At 31.8% G+C, this 17202-nt stretch carries 16 protein-coding genes; 12 read left to right on the top strand and 4 right to left on the bottom strand.

Translation table 11 applies throughout. From position 1 onward, the window contains the following. Window positions 1-253 precede the first annotated feature (253 nt). Complete coding sequence (gene putP / locus HMPREF2897_RS11360; RefSeq protein ID WP_070593282.1) at window positions 254-1789, bottom strand: sodium/proline symporter PutP; 1536 nt, start codon at window positions 1787-1789, stop codon at window positions 254-256. Window positions 1790-2167: 378 nt separating this feature from the next. On the opposite strand from putP, the gene gatC reads away from it, so the two are divergent. From gatC to dinB, 7 genes are all read left to right on the top strand, one after another. Further along, complete coding sequence (gatC, locus tag HMPREF2897_RS11365; protein ID WP_001830435.1) at window positions 2168-2470, top strand: Asp-tRNA(Asn)/Glu-tRNA(Gln) amidotransferase subunit GatC; 303 nt, start codon at window positions 2168-2170, stop codon at window positions 2468-2470. A gap of 1 nt (window position 2471) precedes the next feature. Next, window positions 2472-3929: an Asp-tRNA(Asn)/Glu-tRNA(Gln) amidotransferase subunit GatA gene (gene gatA / locus HMPREF2897_RS11370; RefSeq protein ID WP_002475858.1), complete on the top strand. Its 1458-nt coding sequence runs from the start codon at window positions 2472-2474 to the stop codon at window positions 3927-3929. 12 nt (window positions 3930-3941) lie between these two features. Continuing rightward, entirely contained in the window at window positions 3942-5369 is a 1428-nt protein-coding gene (gatB, locus tag HMPREF2897_RS11375) for an Asp-tRNA(Asn)/Glu-tRNA(Gln) amidotransferase subunit GatB (RefSeq protein WP_002447455.1), read from the top strand. Between the two features lie 224 nt (window positions 5370-5593). Then, window positions 5594-6544, top strand: a complete 951-nt coding sequence (locus HMPREF2897_RS11380) for a diacylglycerol kinase (RefSeq protein WP_002447454.1) — start codon at window positions 5594-5596, stop codon at window positions 6542-6544. Between the two features lie 89 nt (window positions 6545-6633). Further along, window positions 6634-8004 (top strand): 23S rRNA (uracil(1939)-C(5))-methyltransferase RlmD, encoded by a 1371-nt coding sequence (gene rlmD / locus HMPREF2897_RS11385; RefSeq protein ID WP_002475853.1) that lies wholly within the window; start codon window positions 6634-6636, stop codon window positions 8002-8004. A gap of 143 nt (window positions 8005-8147) precedes the next feature. Continuing rightward, the gene (locus HMPREF2897_RS11390) at window positions 8148-8690 is read left to right on the top strand and encodes a DUF3267 domain-containing protein (protein ID WP_002497011.1); all 543 of its coding nucleotides are present in this window, start codon (window positions 8148-8150) and stop codon (window positions 8688-8690) included. A 312-nt stretch (window positions 8691-9002) separates the two neighbouring features. Continuing rightward, window positions 9003-10073, top strand: a complete 1071-nt coding sequence (dinB, locus tag HMPREF2897_RS11395; RefSeq protein WP_002447451.1) for a DNA polymerase IV — start codon at window positions 9003-9005, stop codon at window positions 10071-10073. Between the two features lie 30 nt (window positions 10074-10103). Here dinB and HMPREF2897_RS11400 read toward each other — a convergent pair whose 3' ends face one another. Next, window positions 10104-10658: a 3'-5' exonuclease gene (locus tag HMPREF2897_RS11400; RefSeq protein ID WP_002447450.1), complete on the bottom strand. Its 555-nt coding sequence runs from the start codon at window positions 10656-10658 to the stop codon at window positions 10104-10106. A 192-nt stretch (window positions 10659-10850) separates the two neighbouring features. After that, window positions 10851-11348, bottom strand: coding sequence for an H-type ferritin FtnA (gene ftnA / locus HMPREF2897_RS11405; RefSeq protein ID WP_002447449.1), 498 nt, complete (start codon window positions 11346-11348; stop codon window positions 10851-10853). Between the two features lie 221 nt (window positions 11349-11569). Here ftnA and HMPREF2897_RS11410 point away from each other — a divergent pair, with 221 nt between their 5' ends. The 3 genes from HMPREF2897_RS11410 (at window position 11570) to HMPREF2897_RS11420 (ending at window position 14586) form a co-directional block, all read left to right on the top strand. Continuing rightward, entirely contained in the window at window positions 11570-12883 is a 1314-nt protein-coding gene (locus HMPREF2897_RS11410; protein ID WP_002447448.1) for a lipid II isoglutaminyl synthase subunit MurT, read from the top strand. A gap of 1 nt (window position 12884) precedes the next feature. Beyond that, a complete protein-coding gene (locus HMPREF2897_RS11415; protein ID WP_070593284.1) occupies window positions 12885-13610 on the top strand; it encodes a lipid II isoglutaminyl synthase subunit GatD in 726 nt (241 codons plus the stop codon). 439 nt (window positions 13611-14049) lie between these two features. Beyond that, window positions 14050-14586, top strand: a complete 537-nt coding sequence (locus HMPREF2897_RS11420; protein WP_002447446.1) for an immunodominant staphylococcal antigen IsaB family protein — start codon at window positions 14050-14052, stop codon at window positions 14584-14586. Between the two features lie 151 nt (window positions 14587-14737). Here HMPREF2897_RS11420 and HMPREF2897_RS11425 read toward each other — a convergent pair whose 3' ends face one another. After that, window positions 14738-15724 (bottom strand): FUSC family protein, encoded by a 987-nt coding sequence (locus tag HMPREF2897_RS11425; protein WP_002447445.1) that lies wholly within the window; start codon window positions 15722-15724, stop codon window positions 14738-14740. Window positions 15725-15897: 173 nt separating this feature from the next. On the opposite strand from HMPREF2897_RS11425, the gene map reads away from it, so the two are divergent. After that, window positions 15898-16653 carry a type I methionyl aminopeptidase gene (gene map / locus HMPREF2897_RS11430; protein ID WP_002447444.1) on the top strand — a complete coding sequence of 252 codons (756 nt, stop codon included), beginning with the start codon at window positions 15898-15900 and terminating at the stop codon, window positions 16651-16653. A gap of 157 nt (window positions 16654-16810) precedes the next feature. Then, entirely contained in the window at window positions 16811-17197 is a 387-nt protein-coding gene (locus HMPREF2897_RS11435; protein ID WP_002495657.1) for a hypothetical protein, read from the top strand. The last annotated feature ends 5 nt before the right edge of the window (window positions 17198-17202 follow it).

The following is a 17202-nucleotide window of genomic DNA, read 5'->3' on the forward strand; positions in this document are numbered from 1 at the left end:
AATCTAACACCAAAGGAATATATTTGCAATTTGATATTATTGATAATTTTGACTCATTTTTCGAGTCGTCAATAAATTTAAATATAAAAAATTAGCTATGAAGAAATTTATATTGATAGATTTCTTCATAGCTATTTTCTTAAGTGAATGAAAGAAATTGACACTGTATATTAGAAAAGTATTTAAATTATACTTGTAATTGTTATTTAATTAATCAATTTTATAATGTTGATATAGTCTGATAATTGTACATTTATTCTTTAACGATGTGTTTAACTTTATTTAGATTTTCAATAACAACATCATCAGGTTTTTTTGTTAATTTACTTACGATGTAAGTAATCAATACGCTAACTATGAAACCTGGTATAATTTCATACATACCAAAGAATGCATTGATTGCAGCCAAAGGTTTAATCCAAGAAATCCAAACAATAACAACTACAGCACCAGCTACCATTCCGCTAATAGCTCCTGCACGTGTTAAATCTTTCCAATACAAAGAGTAGAGTACTAAAGGACTAAAAGCAGCTCCAAAGCCAGCCCAAGCATTACCAACTAAATTTAATATTGTATCGTTTGGATGCCAAGCAATCGTAATAGCAACTATCGCAACAAGTAAAACTGATAAGCGTCCAATCAAAACAAACTCTTTTTGGTGTGATGATGCTTTATCTGAACCTCTGATTAGTTTATAGAAATCTTCAGTTAAAGAACTTGATGTTACTAGTAATTGTGAAGAGATAGTACTCATTATTGCAGCAAGGATGGCTGCTAATAAAAATCCACCTACAAGCGGATGAAATAAAATTTGACTCATCACAATAAATAGTGTTTCAGGATCTTCTAATTTAATGTGCTTTTCAGATATAAATGAAATTCCTGTTAATCCCACACCAATCGCTCCTAATAGACCGACTGCCATCCAACTTATTCCCAGACGTCTGGCTTTTGGTAGTAATTTATGTGATTTAATAGACATAAATCTTACTATAATATGTGGTTGACCAAAATATCCGAGTCCCCATGAAAATAATGAAACAATGCCTAAAATAGTGGTTCCTCTAAATAAATCTAAGTTTGTAGGTTTCATTTGAGCAACATCATGAAATGTATCCCAACCGTTGAGTTTAAGCATTGCAACGATAGGTACCATTACCATAGCAATAAGCATAATCACACCTTGAAAAAAATCAGTAATTGATACAGCTAAATAGCCACCAAAGAAAGTGTAAAAAATAACTATAATAGCCACTATCAAAAGTCCTACGTGATAGTTTAATCCAAATGCACTTTCAAAGAGTTTTCCGCCAGAAACGAAACCTGAATGCGTATATAGAGTGAAAAAAACGACAATAATCAATCCTGAAATAATTTTAATAATATTCTTCTTATCATCTAGTCTATTTTTAAAAAAGTCTGGGAGTGTAATAGCATCTCCCGCAATCTCAGTAAATACACGTAGTCTTGGAGCAACAACAAAATAATTAATATATGCACCTAAGGTTAATCCAATTGTTATCCAAATGGCGGATAAACCTGTACTGTATACTGAACCTGGAAGTCCCATAATCATCCATCCAGACATATCAGAGGCACCAGCAGATAATGCTGTGATATATGGTCCGATACTACGCCCTCCCAACATAAATTCACTTAAGTTTCCTGTAGCTTGTCGATAACCATAGAAGCCGATAATTAGAAGGATTAAGAAATAGACAATAATCATAACGTAAGTCTGCCAATTTGCATCAATTTGATTACTGAGAGCTGTACCTAATGTAAACATAATTAACACTCCCTTTATTAAATAATGATATAAGATACATGTAATATTATACAATGTAACTAAATGTTCAGAAAAGTAAAACTTTTAATGGTAGTATTAAAAGTCTTTGATAAAAGGTGTTTAACCGTAAATGTGTCTTTTGATTAATCAATATCTATTGCATAAATATGTACAAGATTATTATTAGAATTAAAATTTAATTCATCTATCATTTTAAGACATAGAGATGACAATTAGCGGTATTCATATGTAAAAGTTTATTAAACACCTTAAATATCAAGTGTTTATTTTGAGTAACTTATTCATAAATATTTAGATTTTTGGTCCGAAATTTGATACAATTTGGTGATGAATGAGTATTAAGGAGGCTTTTATTTAATGACTAAAGTTACACGTGAAGAAGTTGAACATATTGCTAATTTAGCTAGACTTCAAATTTCTTCTGAAGAAACAGAAGAAATGGCTAATACTTTAGAAAGTATTTTAGATTTTGCGAAACAAAATGATAGTGCCGATACAGAAGGTATTGAGCCAACTTATCACGTATTAGATTTACAAAACGTATTACGTGACGATAAAGCAATCGAGGGCATTCCTCAAGAATTAGCATTGAAAAATGCGAAAGAAACAGAAGATGGTCAATTTAAAGTGCCATCCATCATGAATGGGGAGGACGCTTAAGATGAGTATTCGTTTTGAATCTATCGAAAAATTAACTGAATTAATCAAAAATAAAGAAATTAAACCTTCTGATGTAGTAAAAGATATATACGCAGCTATTGAAGAAACTGATCCAACAATCAAGTCATTCTTAGCTTTAGATAAAGAAAATGCAATAAAAAAAGCCGAAGAATTAGATGAATTACAAGCTAAAGATCAAATGGATGGTAAACTATTTGGAATTCCAATGGGAATCAAAGATAATATCATCACAAAAGATGTAGAAACTACGTGTGCAAGTAAAATGTTAGAGGGGTTTGTACCTATTTATGAATCCACTGTAATGAACAAACTACATGATGAAAACGCGGTATTAATTGGTAAATTAAACATGGATGAGTTTGCAATGGGTGGCTCTACAGAGACTTCATATTTTAAGAAAACATTAAATCCTTTTGATCACACAGCAGTACCAGGTGGATCTTCAGGTGGTTCTGCAGCAGCAGTTGCAGCAGGTTTAGTTCCTTTTAGTTTAGGGTCAGACACTGGTGGTTCTATTAGACAACCTGCATCTTATTGTGGCGTAGTTGGTATGAAACCGACTTATGGCCGTGTATCACGTTTTGGTTTAGTTGCATTTGCTTCTTCTTTAGATCAAATTGGACCAATCACGCGTAATGTTAAAGATAACGCATTAGTACTTGAGGCAATTTCCGGTGTTGATGCGAATGATTCTACAAGCGCACCTGTTGATGATGTAGATTTTACTTCTGATATTGGTAAAGATATTAAAGGTCTTAAAATTGCATTACCTAAAGAATATTTAGGTGAGGGTGTAAGTGAAGAAGTGAAGACTTCTGTAAAAGAAGCGGTTGAAACGTTAAAATCACTTGGTGCTGAAGTTGACGAAGTCTCATTACCAAATACAAAATATGGTATTCCATCATATTATGTTATTGCGTCATCAGAGGCTTCAGCAAACTTAGCGCGATTTGATGGTATTAGATATGGATATCATTCTAAAGAAGCACAATCGTTAGAAGAATTATATAAAATGTCCAGATCGGAAGGCTTTGGTGAAGAAGTCAAAAGACGTATCTTTTTAGGTACTTTTGCTTTAAGCTCAGGTTATTACGATGCATACTATAAAAAATCTCAAAAAGTTAGAACGTTAATTAAAAATGATTTTGACAAAGTATTTGAATCTTACGATGTTGTGGTTGGACCGACAGCACCTACAACAGCATTTAATATTGGCGAAGAAATTGATGATCCTTTAACTATGTATGCGAATGACTTATTAACTACACCAGTTAACCTTGCTGGTTTACCTGGTATTTCAGTTCCTTGTGGACAATCAAACGGACGCCCAATTGGTTTGCAATTAATTGGTAAACCTTTTGATGAAAAAATGTTATATCGTGTCGCTTATCAATTTGAAACACAATACAACTTACATGACGCATACGAAAATTTATAAGGAGTGGAAATCATGCATTTTGAAACAGTAATCGGACTTGAAGTTCATGTTGAGTTAAAAACGGACTCAAAAATGTTCTCTCCATCACCAGCACATTTTGGAGCTGAACCAAATTCAAATACAAATGTTATCGACTTAGCTTATCCAGGTGTGTTACCAGTAGTTAATAGACGTGCAGTAGATTGGGCAATGAGAGCTTCAATGGCATTAAATATGGATATTGCTACAAATTCTAAATTCGATCGTAAAAACTATTTCTATCCAGATAATCCAAAAGCATATCAAATTTCTCAGTTTGATCAACCTATTGGAGAAAACGGCTATATTGATATTGAAGTTGATGGAGAAACAAAACGTATCGGTATTACACGTCTTCATATGGAAGAAGATGCAGGTAAATCAACACATAAAGATGGATATTCTTTAGTAGACTTAAACCGTCAAGGTACACCATTAATTGAAATTGTATCTGAACCCGATATTCGTTCACCTAAAGAAGCATATGCTTACCTTGAAAAACTACGTTCAATCATTCAATATACGGGTGTATCTGATTGTAAAATGGAAGAGGGCTCCCTACGTTGTGATGCTAATATTTCACTTCGTCCATATGGTCAAAAAGAATTTGGTACAAAAACTGAATTGAAAAACCTTAACTCATTTAACTACGTTAAAAAAGGTTTAGAATATGAAGAAAAACGTCAAGAAGAAGAATTATTAAATGGTGGAGAGATTGGTCAAGAAACACGTCGATTTGATGAATCTACTGGTAAAACAATTTTAATGCGTGTGAAAGAAGGTTCAGATGATTACAGATATTTCCCTGAACCAGATATTGTACCATTGTATGTAGATGAAGATTGGAAAGCACGTGTGAGACAAACAATTCCAGAATTACCAGATGAACGTAAAGCTAAATACGTAAATGATCTTGGACTTCCAGAATATGATGCGCATGTATTAACATTAACTAAAGAAATGTCTGATTTCTTTGAAGGCGCAATTGACCATGGTGCAGATGTTAAACTTACTTCCAACTGGTTAATGGGTGGTGTTAACGAGTATCTTAATAAAAATCAAGTTGAATTAAAAGATACGCAACTAACTCCTGAAAATTTAGCTGGTATGATAAAATTAATAGAAGACGGAACAATGAGTAGTAAAATCGCTAAAAAAGTTTTTCCAGAACTAGCTGAAAATGGTGGAGATGCTAAACAAATTATGGAAGATAAAGGTTTAGTACAAATTTCTGATGAAGCAACATTACTTAAATTTGTAACTGATGCTTTAGATAATAATCCACAATCAATAGAAGATTATAAAAATGGTAAAGGTAAAGCTATGGGATTCTTAGTGGGTCAAATTATGAAAGCTTCTAAAGGTCAAGCTAACCCACAAAAAGTTAATAGCCTATTAAAACAAGAATTAGATAACCGTTAATTCGAAAATTATAATACTTTAAGCTTCTAACAAAGGATATGAACTTTGTTAGAAGCTTTTATTACTTTTGAAAAGTATAGGTATTAAGTTTCTTAATGTTTAAAATTACATATATTTTACCTTTGTAGTACCGAATAGTTTAGAGAAATCGGAAATAAATACTTTTAACTGATGTATAAATCATATAATATAAGTAATGAGTATATGAATTTGAGGGATTAACTATGAGAAAACGTGCAAGAATTATATATAATCCAACATCAGGAAAAGAACTTTTTAAACGTGTATTACCAGATGCACTGATTAAACTTGAGAAAGCAGGTTATGAAACGAGTGCATATGCAACTGAAAAAATTGGTGATGCTACTTTTGAAGCTGAAAGAGCACTAGAAAATGAATATGATTTACTCATTGCAGCTGGAGGTGACGGTACGTTAAATGAGGTGGTCAATGGAATCGCCGAGCAACCCAATCGTCCTAAATTAGGTGTAATACCAATGGGAACCGTTAATGACTTTGGAAGAGCGCTTCATTTACCAAACGATATAATGGGAGCGATTGATGTAATTATTGATGGTCATACAACCAAGGTAGATATTGGAAAGATGAATAATCGTTATTTCATTAACCTAGCTGCAGGGGGAAAACTAACACAAGTATCTTACGAAACACCAAGTAAGTTGAAATCAATTGTAGGACCTTTCGCGTATTACATTAAAGGATTTGAAATGTTACCTCAAATGAAAGCGGTAGATGTACGTATCGAATATGATGATAATATCTTCCAAGGAGAAGCTTTACTATTCCTTCTAGGTTTAACGAATTCAATGGCTGGCTTTGAAAAATTAGTTCCAGATGCGAAGCTTGACGACGGTTATTTCACGTTAATTATTGTAGAAAAAGCAAATCTTGCTGAATTGGGCCATATTATGACATTAGCGTCTCGAGGTGAGCACACAAAGCATCCTAAAGTCATTTATGCTAAAGCGAAGTCTATTAATATTTCATCATTTACTGATATGCAACTTAATGTTGATGGTGAATACGGTGGGAAATTACCTGCAAATTTCCTTAATTTAGAACAGCACATAGAAATTTTCACACCTAAAGATGTATTTAACGAAGAACTATTAGAAAATAGTACAATACCTGATATTACGCCAGATAAGCAATGAAATTATTATGAATAGTTACGACATCAAATTTAAGGTTAGGAATGCCACATATTATATTCCTAACCTTTTTGTATGTGGGAGGGAAAAAATTGGAAACATTTAAGAAAAACGAAGTTAAAACGGGAAAGGTTATTGATTTAACTCATGAGGGACACGGAGTTGTTAAAGTTGATCGATATCCAATTTTTATTCCTAATGCTTTAATTGATGAAGAAATTAAATTTAAATTAATTAAAGTGAAAAAGAATTTTGCTATAGGAAAATTGATAGAGGTCATAAGTGAAAGTGATGATAGAGTGACACCGCCTTGTATTTATTATGCAAAGTGTGGTGGTTGTCAATTACAACATATGACATATAGAGCACAATTGGATATGAAAAGAGAACAAGTAGTTAATCTTTTTCACAGAAAAGGCCCTTTTGAGAATACCATCATAAAGGAAACTATTGGCATGGATAATCCTTGGCGTTACCGTAATAAATCTCAAATCCCTGTAGGTCAAGGTAACTCCAATCAAGTTATAATGGGATTCTATAGACAACGTAGCCATGACATTATAGATATGGATAGTTGTCTTATACAAGATAAACAACATCAAGAAGTAATGAATCGAGTGAAGTACTGGCTCAATGAATTAAATATATCTATATATAACGAAAAAGCGAAAACAGGTTTAATACGTCATTTAGTAGTAAGGACTGGTTATCATACCGATGAAATGATGGTTATCTTTGTTACAAATGGAGCAACATTTAAACAATCAGAACTGTTAGTAAACAAGCTGAAAAAAGAATTTCCAAATATAACAAGTATTAAACAGAATATAAACAATAGCCATTCTAATGTTATTATGGGGCGTCAATCAATGACTTTATATGGTAAAGACAAAATTGAAGACCAATTAAGTGAAGTAATTTATCATATTTCTGATTTATCATTTTATCAAATTAACTCATCACAAACTGAAAAACTTTATCAGCAAGCTCTGAATTATGCTCAATTAACAGGAAAAGAAATAGTATTGGATACGTATTGTGGTATAGGAACGATTGGGCTATATATGGCACCACTAGCCAAACATGTTTATGGAGTAGAAGTTGTTCCGCAAGCCATAAAAGATGCGGAAGACAATGCGACTAAAAACCAACTAAAAAATACGACTTTCGAATGTGGAAAAGCAGAAGATGTTATCTTAACATGGAAATCACAAGGGATTAAACCTGACGTAGTCATGGTAGATCCACCTAGAAAAGGATGCGATGAAACTTTCTTAACTACTCTTTTAAAATTAAATCCGAAAAGGATTGTTTATATATCATGTAACCCTTCAACGCAACAAAGAGATGCGCAAATATTGGCTGAACAATACGAGTTAGTAGAAATTACACCAGTTGATATGTTCCCACAAACAACACATATTGAGACTGTAGCTTTATTTGTACGTAAAGACGAAGAGTGAATTTAATAGAAGTCAATTCATTATTATTTTGAAGTGATTGTTAAGATTGTATTACAGGCAACTTACTTTATTGAAAAAGGTCTTTTTTAGCTATAATAAAAATTGTATACTATTTTTGAAAATAGAGAACTGGAGGGGTGAATGTGCATAAAATAGATTTATCAGGCAATAAATTTCAAATCCAACGATTTGTTCTGTTACAAATTGTATTGGCGCTATTTACAATACTATTTACTTATAAATGGGCTTATCAAACAACACATATCATTGAACAAAATCTTGTCATGAATCTTATTTTGGGCTTTGTAGGTTTCGCAGTGTTAGTTATTTTGCACGAGTTTATCCATCGTATTTTGTTCATTATATTTTCTAAAGGTGAAAAACCATCTTTAAAATATGATAAAAACAAAATTATTGTACAGTTCTCTCAGACTTGTTTTCATCGGTGGCAATTTACAATTATCATGATAGCACCACTTGTTATCATAAGTGCGACCTTACTAGCACTTATTCAAATATATTCCTTCTCATCTTTAATCTTTATGTTTAGTATACATACAAGTTATTGCATGATAGATGTGTTTTTAGTAGCATTGGCATTACAAAGCAAATTCAAATATATACAAACTTATGGAGAAGGTTTGTATCTTTATCAACAAAAGCCCACTCAAACCTATTATGAATAATCACTAATTATACTGACAAGCGCATATATTAAAGTTGATAATTGATTTAAAAATTTCATTTCTTATTTTTCAACTCGTTTCCATCGTAATAAACAAATATCTCATTAAAATATGCAACTACATTCACATAACCACTTATGTAGGAAAGGATAGGACTATGAATTTATTCTAAAATTGTAGTCCTATTTTTTGCTATTACATTAAGTAAATAAACAATACAAGTATTATCATGTGCACAATACATGTAATGATAAAACTGATGGCGTATAATAGTATAAAGCTATTTTTTGGAAGACATAGTGAGGTGAGTCGATGACTGAAAGAAGAATTATTCATATAGATATGGATTATTTTTTTGCTCAAGTTGAAATGAGAGATAATCCTAAATTAAAAGGAAAACCTGTCATCGTTGGTGGTAAAGCGAGTCATCGAGGCGTTGTTTCTACGGCATCATACGAAGCAAGAGCTTATGGTGTTCACTCTGCTATGCCTATGACTCAAGCACATAAGCTGTGCCCCAATGGCTATTATGTAACAAGCCGTTTTGATGCTTATAGAGAGGTATCTGGTCAAATCATGGAAATATTCAGAAGTTATACAGAATTAGTAGAACCTATGTCTTTAGATGAAGCTTATTTAGATATTACACATTTAGTGAGACCGGATTTATCAGCATCAACTATTGCAAATTATATTCGCAGAGATATATACGAAGTAACACGTTTAACTGCGTCAGCTGGCGTGTCTTATAATAAGTTTTTAGCTAAGTTAGCGAGTGGTATGAACAAGCCAAATGGTTTGACAGTTATTGATTACAATAATGTACATGAAATATTAATGCAATTAGATATTGGAGATTTTCCAGGGGTAGGCAAAGCGTCGAAGAAAAAAATGCATCAACATCATATATATACAGGTCAAGATTTATATAATAAAGATGAATTTGAATTAATACGCTTGTTCGGTAAAAGAGGACGAGGTTTGTATAATAAAGCTCGAGGTATAGACCATAATGAAGTAAAGGCGAGTAGAGTTCGTAAATCTGTTGGGACTGAAAGGACATTTTCTACAGATGTTAACGATGATGATGTTATTTTAAGAAAAATAAGAGAGCTTTCAGGAAAAACAGCAGAGCGTTTAAATAAAATTCAAAAATCAGGAAAAACAGTCACTGTAAAGATAAAGACTTATCAATATGAAACAATCTCAAAACAAAAAAGTTTGAGAGATCCTATTCGTACTGAAACTGATATTTATAATATTGCATATACTTTATATAACGACTTAAAAGATCCAGAGATTCCGATTCGATTAATAGGTGTTACGGTCGGGAGTTTAGAGCAATCTGATTTTAAAAATTTAACAATATATGATTTTATTTAAATGGCTGATGAACACAGGTTAAGTGGACAATCAGCCTTTATCTTTAAGATTTTTTCCATATATACTTAACATGCTTTGAAGATCATCATAATGTTTCAATAAGCGGTAGGTAATCATTGCACAAGCTTTAGCATCATTTAACGCATCATGATGACCGTGAAAATCTAAATGGTAATGGTTCATTAAATGTTTTAGTCCATATCGATATGCATTAATTGTTCGTTTAGCTAATTGATATGAACAAAAGTATGTCAAAGAAGGAGTATCTATATTAAGACTTTTTAAACTTTGATGTAACACATTCATATCAAAAGCAGCATTATGGGCAACAACAGGAAGTTGATCAATAAATTGTAACATATATGGATAGACATGCTTGAATCCAGGAGCATCTTGCACATCTTCGGGGTGGATGCCGTGTACATTAATATTTGTTTCAGTAAAGTAGTCAAAAGGATTCACAAGGGTATGAAATGACTCTGTTATTTGATTATCAATAACTTTGACCATTCCTACAGAGCATATGCTTGTTCGTTTACCGTTAGCAGTTTCAAAGTCCAGTGCAACAAATGCATTTTGTGCCATTATTTCATTCCTTTCAATTATTTTTGGTTATGTGAGTATTTAATGTCAATATTTTATTACAATAACAATTTTATAGATAGTAAAACGGGTTAAAACAAATGATTTATGCATTAAAAAAACCCTTAAATCATTTATCTTTGAGGAGATTTAAGGGTAAATAACACAATATTTAGGAATAAGTTATTGTAATTATTACTCGTTGAATGAACGCGCTGCTAATTCTTTTTCATATAAGTAAAGTGTATTACAATCGTCACCAATACGAGTAAGGTAATCTATATGAGTTTCAAATGTAGATTCCTCTTCAACTTGTTCATCTAAGAACCAGTTTAAAAATGAAATTGTAGCATAATCTTTATCATTCCGAGCTAATTCCGATAGATTATAGAAACGTTGAGTAACATCACGTTCTTGAGCTAAACTATCTTTAAATGTTTCTAAAATAGAAGAAAATTCTACTTTAGGAGCTTTAATTGTATCAAAAATAGCATGTTCGCCACGATCATTGATATAGTCATAGATTTTTTTACCGTGGAAACGTTCCTCTTTAGCTTGTTCTATATAAAAATTTGCAAATCCGTCATAAGATTCTTTATCACAGTATGCCGCCATTGCCATATATGCGTGCGCTGCAAAATATTCTTGATTCATCTGTTCATTTAAAGCTGCTAATAGTTCTTTACTTAACATCTTCAATCACCCCGTATAAATAAAAATAAGATTCTTGTATATTATAACAAAACATTTCTCAATAGCAAATAATAATTATTCTAATCTATAAGTAGTGATTATCGTTTTTATTAATAATTATTCTAATTTGTGAAATGAATAGCACATCTTAGATGAGAATCTTTTTTGTTATACCCTTTACGTGTTATAATTACTCGAGTGCAAATTGGAGGAGGAAACGCATGAGACAATGGACTGCAACCCACATGGCTAAGTTAGCAAGGAAAGCAAGTATAGCTGTAGGTAAAAAGGGTACAGACTTGCCGGGACAGATTGCAAGACGTGTGGATCATAATATTTTAAGAAAATTAGCTAAACAAGTAGATGACATTGTTTTTATTAGTGGGACTAATGGTAAAACGACTACATCTAACTTAATTGGACATACTTTAAAGAAAAATCAAATAAACATTATTCACAATAATGAAGGGGCAAATATGGCAGCAGGGATAACTTCTGCTTTCATTATGCAAAGCTCTAAGGATACTAATATTGCGATAATTGAAATAGATGAAGGATCTATACCACGTGTTTTAAACGAAATTACACCCTCTATGATGGTGTTTACAAATTTCTTTAGAGATCAAATGGATCGATTTGGTGAAATCGATATTATGGTTGATAATATTGCAAAATCAATAAGTAACAAAGGGATAAAATTATTATTAAATGCAGATGATCCGTTTGTGAGTCGTTTGAAAATTGCAAGTCATTCCATTGTGTATTACGGAATGAAAAAATTTGCACATGAATTTGAACAAAGTACAATGAATGAAAGTAAATATTGTCCTAATTGTGGACGATTATTGCAATATGACTATATACATTATAATCAAATTGGACATTATCACTGTGAGTGTGGATTTAAACGAGAAGTACCTACATATGAAGTGTCATCATTTGAAGCTTCACCATTCTTAAAAATGATAATAAACCAAAGTGAGTTTAATATGAAAATTGCAGGAGATTTTAATTCTTATAATGCAATAGCAGCTTATACCGTATTAAGAGAATTGGGATTAAATGATGATGCAATACGCAAAGGTTTTGAAACATATACGTCTGATAATGGTCGAATGCAGTATTTTTCAAAAAATAAGAAGGAAGCTATGATTAATCTAGCAAAAAATCCAGCTGGAATGAATGCAAGCCTATCAGTAGGCGAACAAATTGATGATAAAAAAGTTTATGTGATTAGTCTTAATGACAACGCGGCAGATGGTCGAGATATTTCATGGATATACGATGCTGACTTTGAAAAGCTGGCTACCCAAGATATCGAAGCTATCATTGTAAGTGGTACACGTGCTGAGGAACTACAATTACGTCTCAAACTTGCTGAAGTTGAAGTGCCTATTAAGGTTGAAAAGGATATCTACAAAGCGACTGCATTAACTATGAAATACAGTTCATTTACGGTAGCAATTCCAAACTATACATCATTAACACCAATGCTTGAACAACTTAATCGCTCATTTGAAGGAGGGCAATCGTAAGATGAATGAACTAACGGTTTATCATTTCATGTCAGATAAGCTTAATTTATACAGTGATATTGGTAATATCATGGCATTAAAACAAAGAGCTAAAAAAAGAAATATTAAAATAAATGTTAAAGAAATCAATGAGACTGAAGGAGTCACATTTGATGATTGCGATATTTTCTTCATTGGTGGTGGGAGTGATAGGGAACAAGCGCTTGCCACAAAGGAATTAAGTAAGATTAAAACGTCGTTAAAAAATGCAATTGAAGATGGTATGCCTGGGTTAACTATATGCGGTGGTTATCAATTTTTAGGTCATAAGTATATTACTCCTGATGGTACCGAGTTAGAAGGATTGGGTGTTCTTGATTTCTATACCGAGTCTAAAAAAGAACGCTTAACTGGAGATATCATTATAGAGAGTGATACTTTTGGCACGATTGTTGGATTTGAAAATCATGGTGGTAGAACATATCATCCGTATGGAACATTAGGTCGAGTAACGTATGGTTATGGTAATAATGATAACGATCGAAAAGAAGGTATACACTATAAAAATCTATTAGGTTCTTATCTTCACGGCCCAATTTTACCAAAAAATCATGAAATAACTGATTATCTACTTGAGAAAGCATGTGAAAGAAAAGGAATACAATTTGAGCCTAAAAAGATTGATAACACTGAGGAAGAAGCTGCTAAGCAAATTCTAATTAAACGTGCAAAAGAAAATAAAAAATAACTCAATATAACTTAATTTTTAATAATGCTTGTTAATCATGACGATAATTGATTATTTGTAAAAAACTTATTATATTAATGCCACTAGAACATCAATGCATGTTCTAGTGGCATTTTAACGTATTAGCAGCCATTGACTGAATTGTAAATAACTTATGAAGATGTTAATTAACAAAAGGTCAGGAACGAAGTGATGAGCATTTTCTTCTAAAACGCTAAAGAAAATGTGGAAAGTGGGATGTGTTGAGATGAAAAAAACAATTTCTTCTATATGAATACGTAGCACCTTTTGATATACATTTAGGAAACGTTAATGTTCATTGACCTTGAAACATTGACACTCAAGTGCTAATTTCTATTATCTACGAAAAAAATACTTTGAAACATATAATAGTTGTTAAACTGTAATTGAACCATACAATAAATATAGGAGTGAAAATATGAAGATTTTTAAATTGACGTCATTGACTCTAGCTGCTTTAACGTTAGCCTTTCCGTTTTCACATGTCGCACAAGCACATACTTACTTAGAAAAGCATCATCAAACAAACGAAACCAAACAATCTCATAGCTTTTCATTAGAAGGTGAGGCAGGTAAAAATCCAACATTTTTAACTCAACCTCAATTTATTACTTCTCTAGATAATGGTCATTTAAATATTAATGGTTATCAGATTCAACAAGATGATACTAATGATATTGAATACAAAAAGATTTATGATCAAGAAATCAGAGCTACAAGCAATCATACAGCGATAAGTGTACGTTTCAGTATTAATAATCAATCACTATCACTTGAAAGTATGAAAGATGCATACCCAAAAGAGAGATTGAATCATATTCCACATACAAGCAGTGATTCACAATATCCAGAAGACGGTATATATGTGTATCATGGTAAAATGATTAAATTACAATACAAAGTGACACAAGGATTTGTTACGAGCGTGACGATAGGTGAAGGTGTAGATGAATAGTTTGCCAAACATTCAAATTTAAAGCGTTAACGAGATTTATGCGTATATTTATATGTATCAAGAAAGCCGTAGATAAACTTTGTTCTACGGCTTTGTATCATATTTAATTATTTTTTGAATAGGTAATAAAGTAATTATTTTTAACGTCATATTATTTTGCATAACGTGAATCTAAAATTTTGTATATGAGTAGAATTTCATATATGAGTGTACTTTTCATTTGATTTTGGTCAAACTCATCCATCTGTTTAACAGAAGACTTTAATGTTGCAATAGATTCTTTTTGACGAGTAAAGCTTCCTTTTTGAATGATGCCATTAATACTATTACTAATATTAATCAATGCTATCTTCTCATTAGCATCAAATGCAATAGACGTATGTTTGGGTAAATAAATAATGTTAGATAAATGTGAAATAAATAAACGGTTGTTATAAGCGCGATTTGTAAGGCGATTTAATAATTTCCAATTATCTTCATTTTTATGATAATGAAGTTCATCTCTTTGATAACTCATTAATGTTTCAGCTTTTTGAGCAATTATGTTTAATTTTGATAATTCTTTACTAGTCTTCTCTGAGCTAAATTTTCCTAATAATAACTCATTACAGCGTACATAAAATAAATTATACATTTTTTTCTCACTAAGGGCTAATTGCTCTTCAAGTTGATGATAATACTTAGGTGGTAAGATGATAAAATTGACTAATCCAGCCGTAACAAGCCCTATAAGAGCTGTAAGTAACCGTGAAAAGAAATTGAATACATATGCTTCATGTATACCTGGAATCATCGCAACGGAAGTTAATACTGCAACAGTTGTTCCTACCTGTAAATTAAGTTTAGTGCAAATCAAAATGGTAAATGTAGCACTTAAAGCATAACTTAACGGCGATTGATCACCGAAGACATATGTAAAGACAACAGCAAATAACGCACCGATAACTGTTGCTGGTAGCCTTTTATACCCCTTTTTTAATGATGCTTTAGCAGTAGGTTCAATTGTAACAATTGCAGTAAGTATGGCAAAAATTGGAGTGAGGTTTAACAACATACAAAATAAAGACGTAAAAAAAGTAGCCAAACCAGTTTTAATAGTTCGCGCTCCAATTATATGTCTATACCATTTATCATTCATATCATACTGACTCCTCTTAAGAAAAGGAAATTCGAAAAGACTTTACTTTAGACAAATTCTCTTTCTTTGAAAATTAATTTAACTATTACGAATCGTTATACATTCATATTTAGTATATCAAAAAATTTTTGCTATAATAAGATGTAATATAATTTATAAAGGAACGGGATAAAATGATTGTTAAAACTGATGAAGAATTACAAGCGTTAAAAGAAATAGGTTACATTTGTGCAAAAGTCAGAGATACTATGAAAGAAGCTACTCAACCTGGAGTGACTACCCGTGAATTAGATCACATTGCCAAAGATTTATTTGAAGAGCATGGAGCGATATCAGCGCCTATTCATGATGAAAACTTCCCAGGTCAAACTTGCATTAGTGTTAACGAAGAGGTCGCACATGGAATCCCTGGTAAACGAGTAATTCGTGAAGGTGACCTAGTCAATATTGACGTATCAGCTTTAAAAAATGGGTATTATGCTGATACTGGTATTTCATTTGTTGTAGGGAAATCAGATCAACCTCTTAAGCAAAAGGTCTGTGACGTAGCCACAATGGCTTTTGAAAATGCTATGAAAAAGGTGAAACCAGGTACAAAATTGAGTAATATTGGAAAAGCTGTTCATGCAACGGCACGACAAAATGACTTGACTGTGATTAAGAATTTAACTGGACATGGTGTTGGACAATCACTTCATGAGGCACCTAATCATGTCATGAATTATTTTGATCCTAAAGATAAAACATTATTAAAAGAAGGGCAAGTCATTGCAGTAGAACCATTCATATCAACACATGCTACATTTGTAACTGAAGGTAAAAATGAATGGGCATTTGAAACTAAGGATAAAAGTTATGTCGCCCAAATTGAACACACGGTTATAGTAACTAAAGATGGTCCGTTACTTACAACTAAGATTGATGATTAATTAAATATTAGTAATTCAAATTAGAATTTAAGATTATGATTTACTTTTTTCATATCTCGTCAGACTAAAGTATGAAGCGTATATGGTTCCGAAGCCTATTTCATTAGGTTTCGGAATTGTTTTATAATAAAGCTTAATCAGTGACGAGGTGATATCATTGAATATTTTAGATTCATATTTACAACAATTTATAAAACGTATTACTAAAAAAAGTATCAATGACTATAAAATGTCATTAGATAAGCAAATTAAAAATATTGATACTTATATTAATTATTTAAGAGAAAAAAGATTACAACTAAAGAAGTTAATTGACACCCTCACGCTCTCATTAGAAAATAAATATATAGATTTAGTAAACAATCAAGCAATCTATTGTGCTGAGGAAATACATGATAATGATATTGATATGATTAAATCACAATTAAATGATGCTGAGTCTTATTATGCGAGAATTGAAGCGGATATAAATTTACAATCTAGAATGAAAATAACTACTGAAGAAGCATTCCACTTTATATATCATATGAGTGCTGTAGCATAGAAAGG

It is taken from the genome of Staphylococcus sp. HMSC065D05, from assembly GCF_001813195.1.
Lineage (GTDB): Bacteria > Bacillota > Bacilli > Staphylococcales > Staphylococcaceae > Staphylococcus > Staphylococcus epidermidis.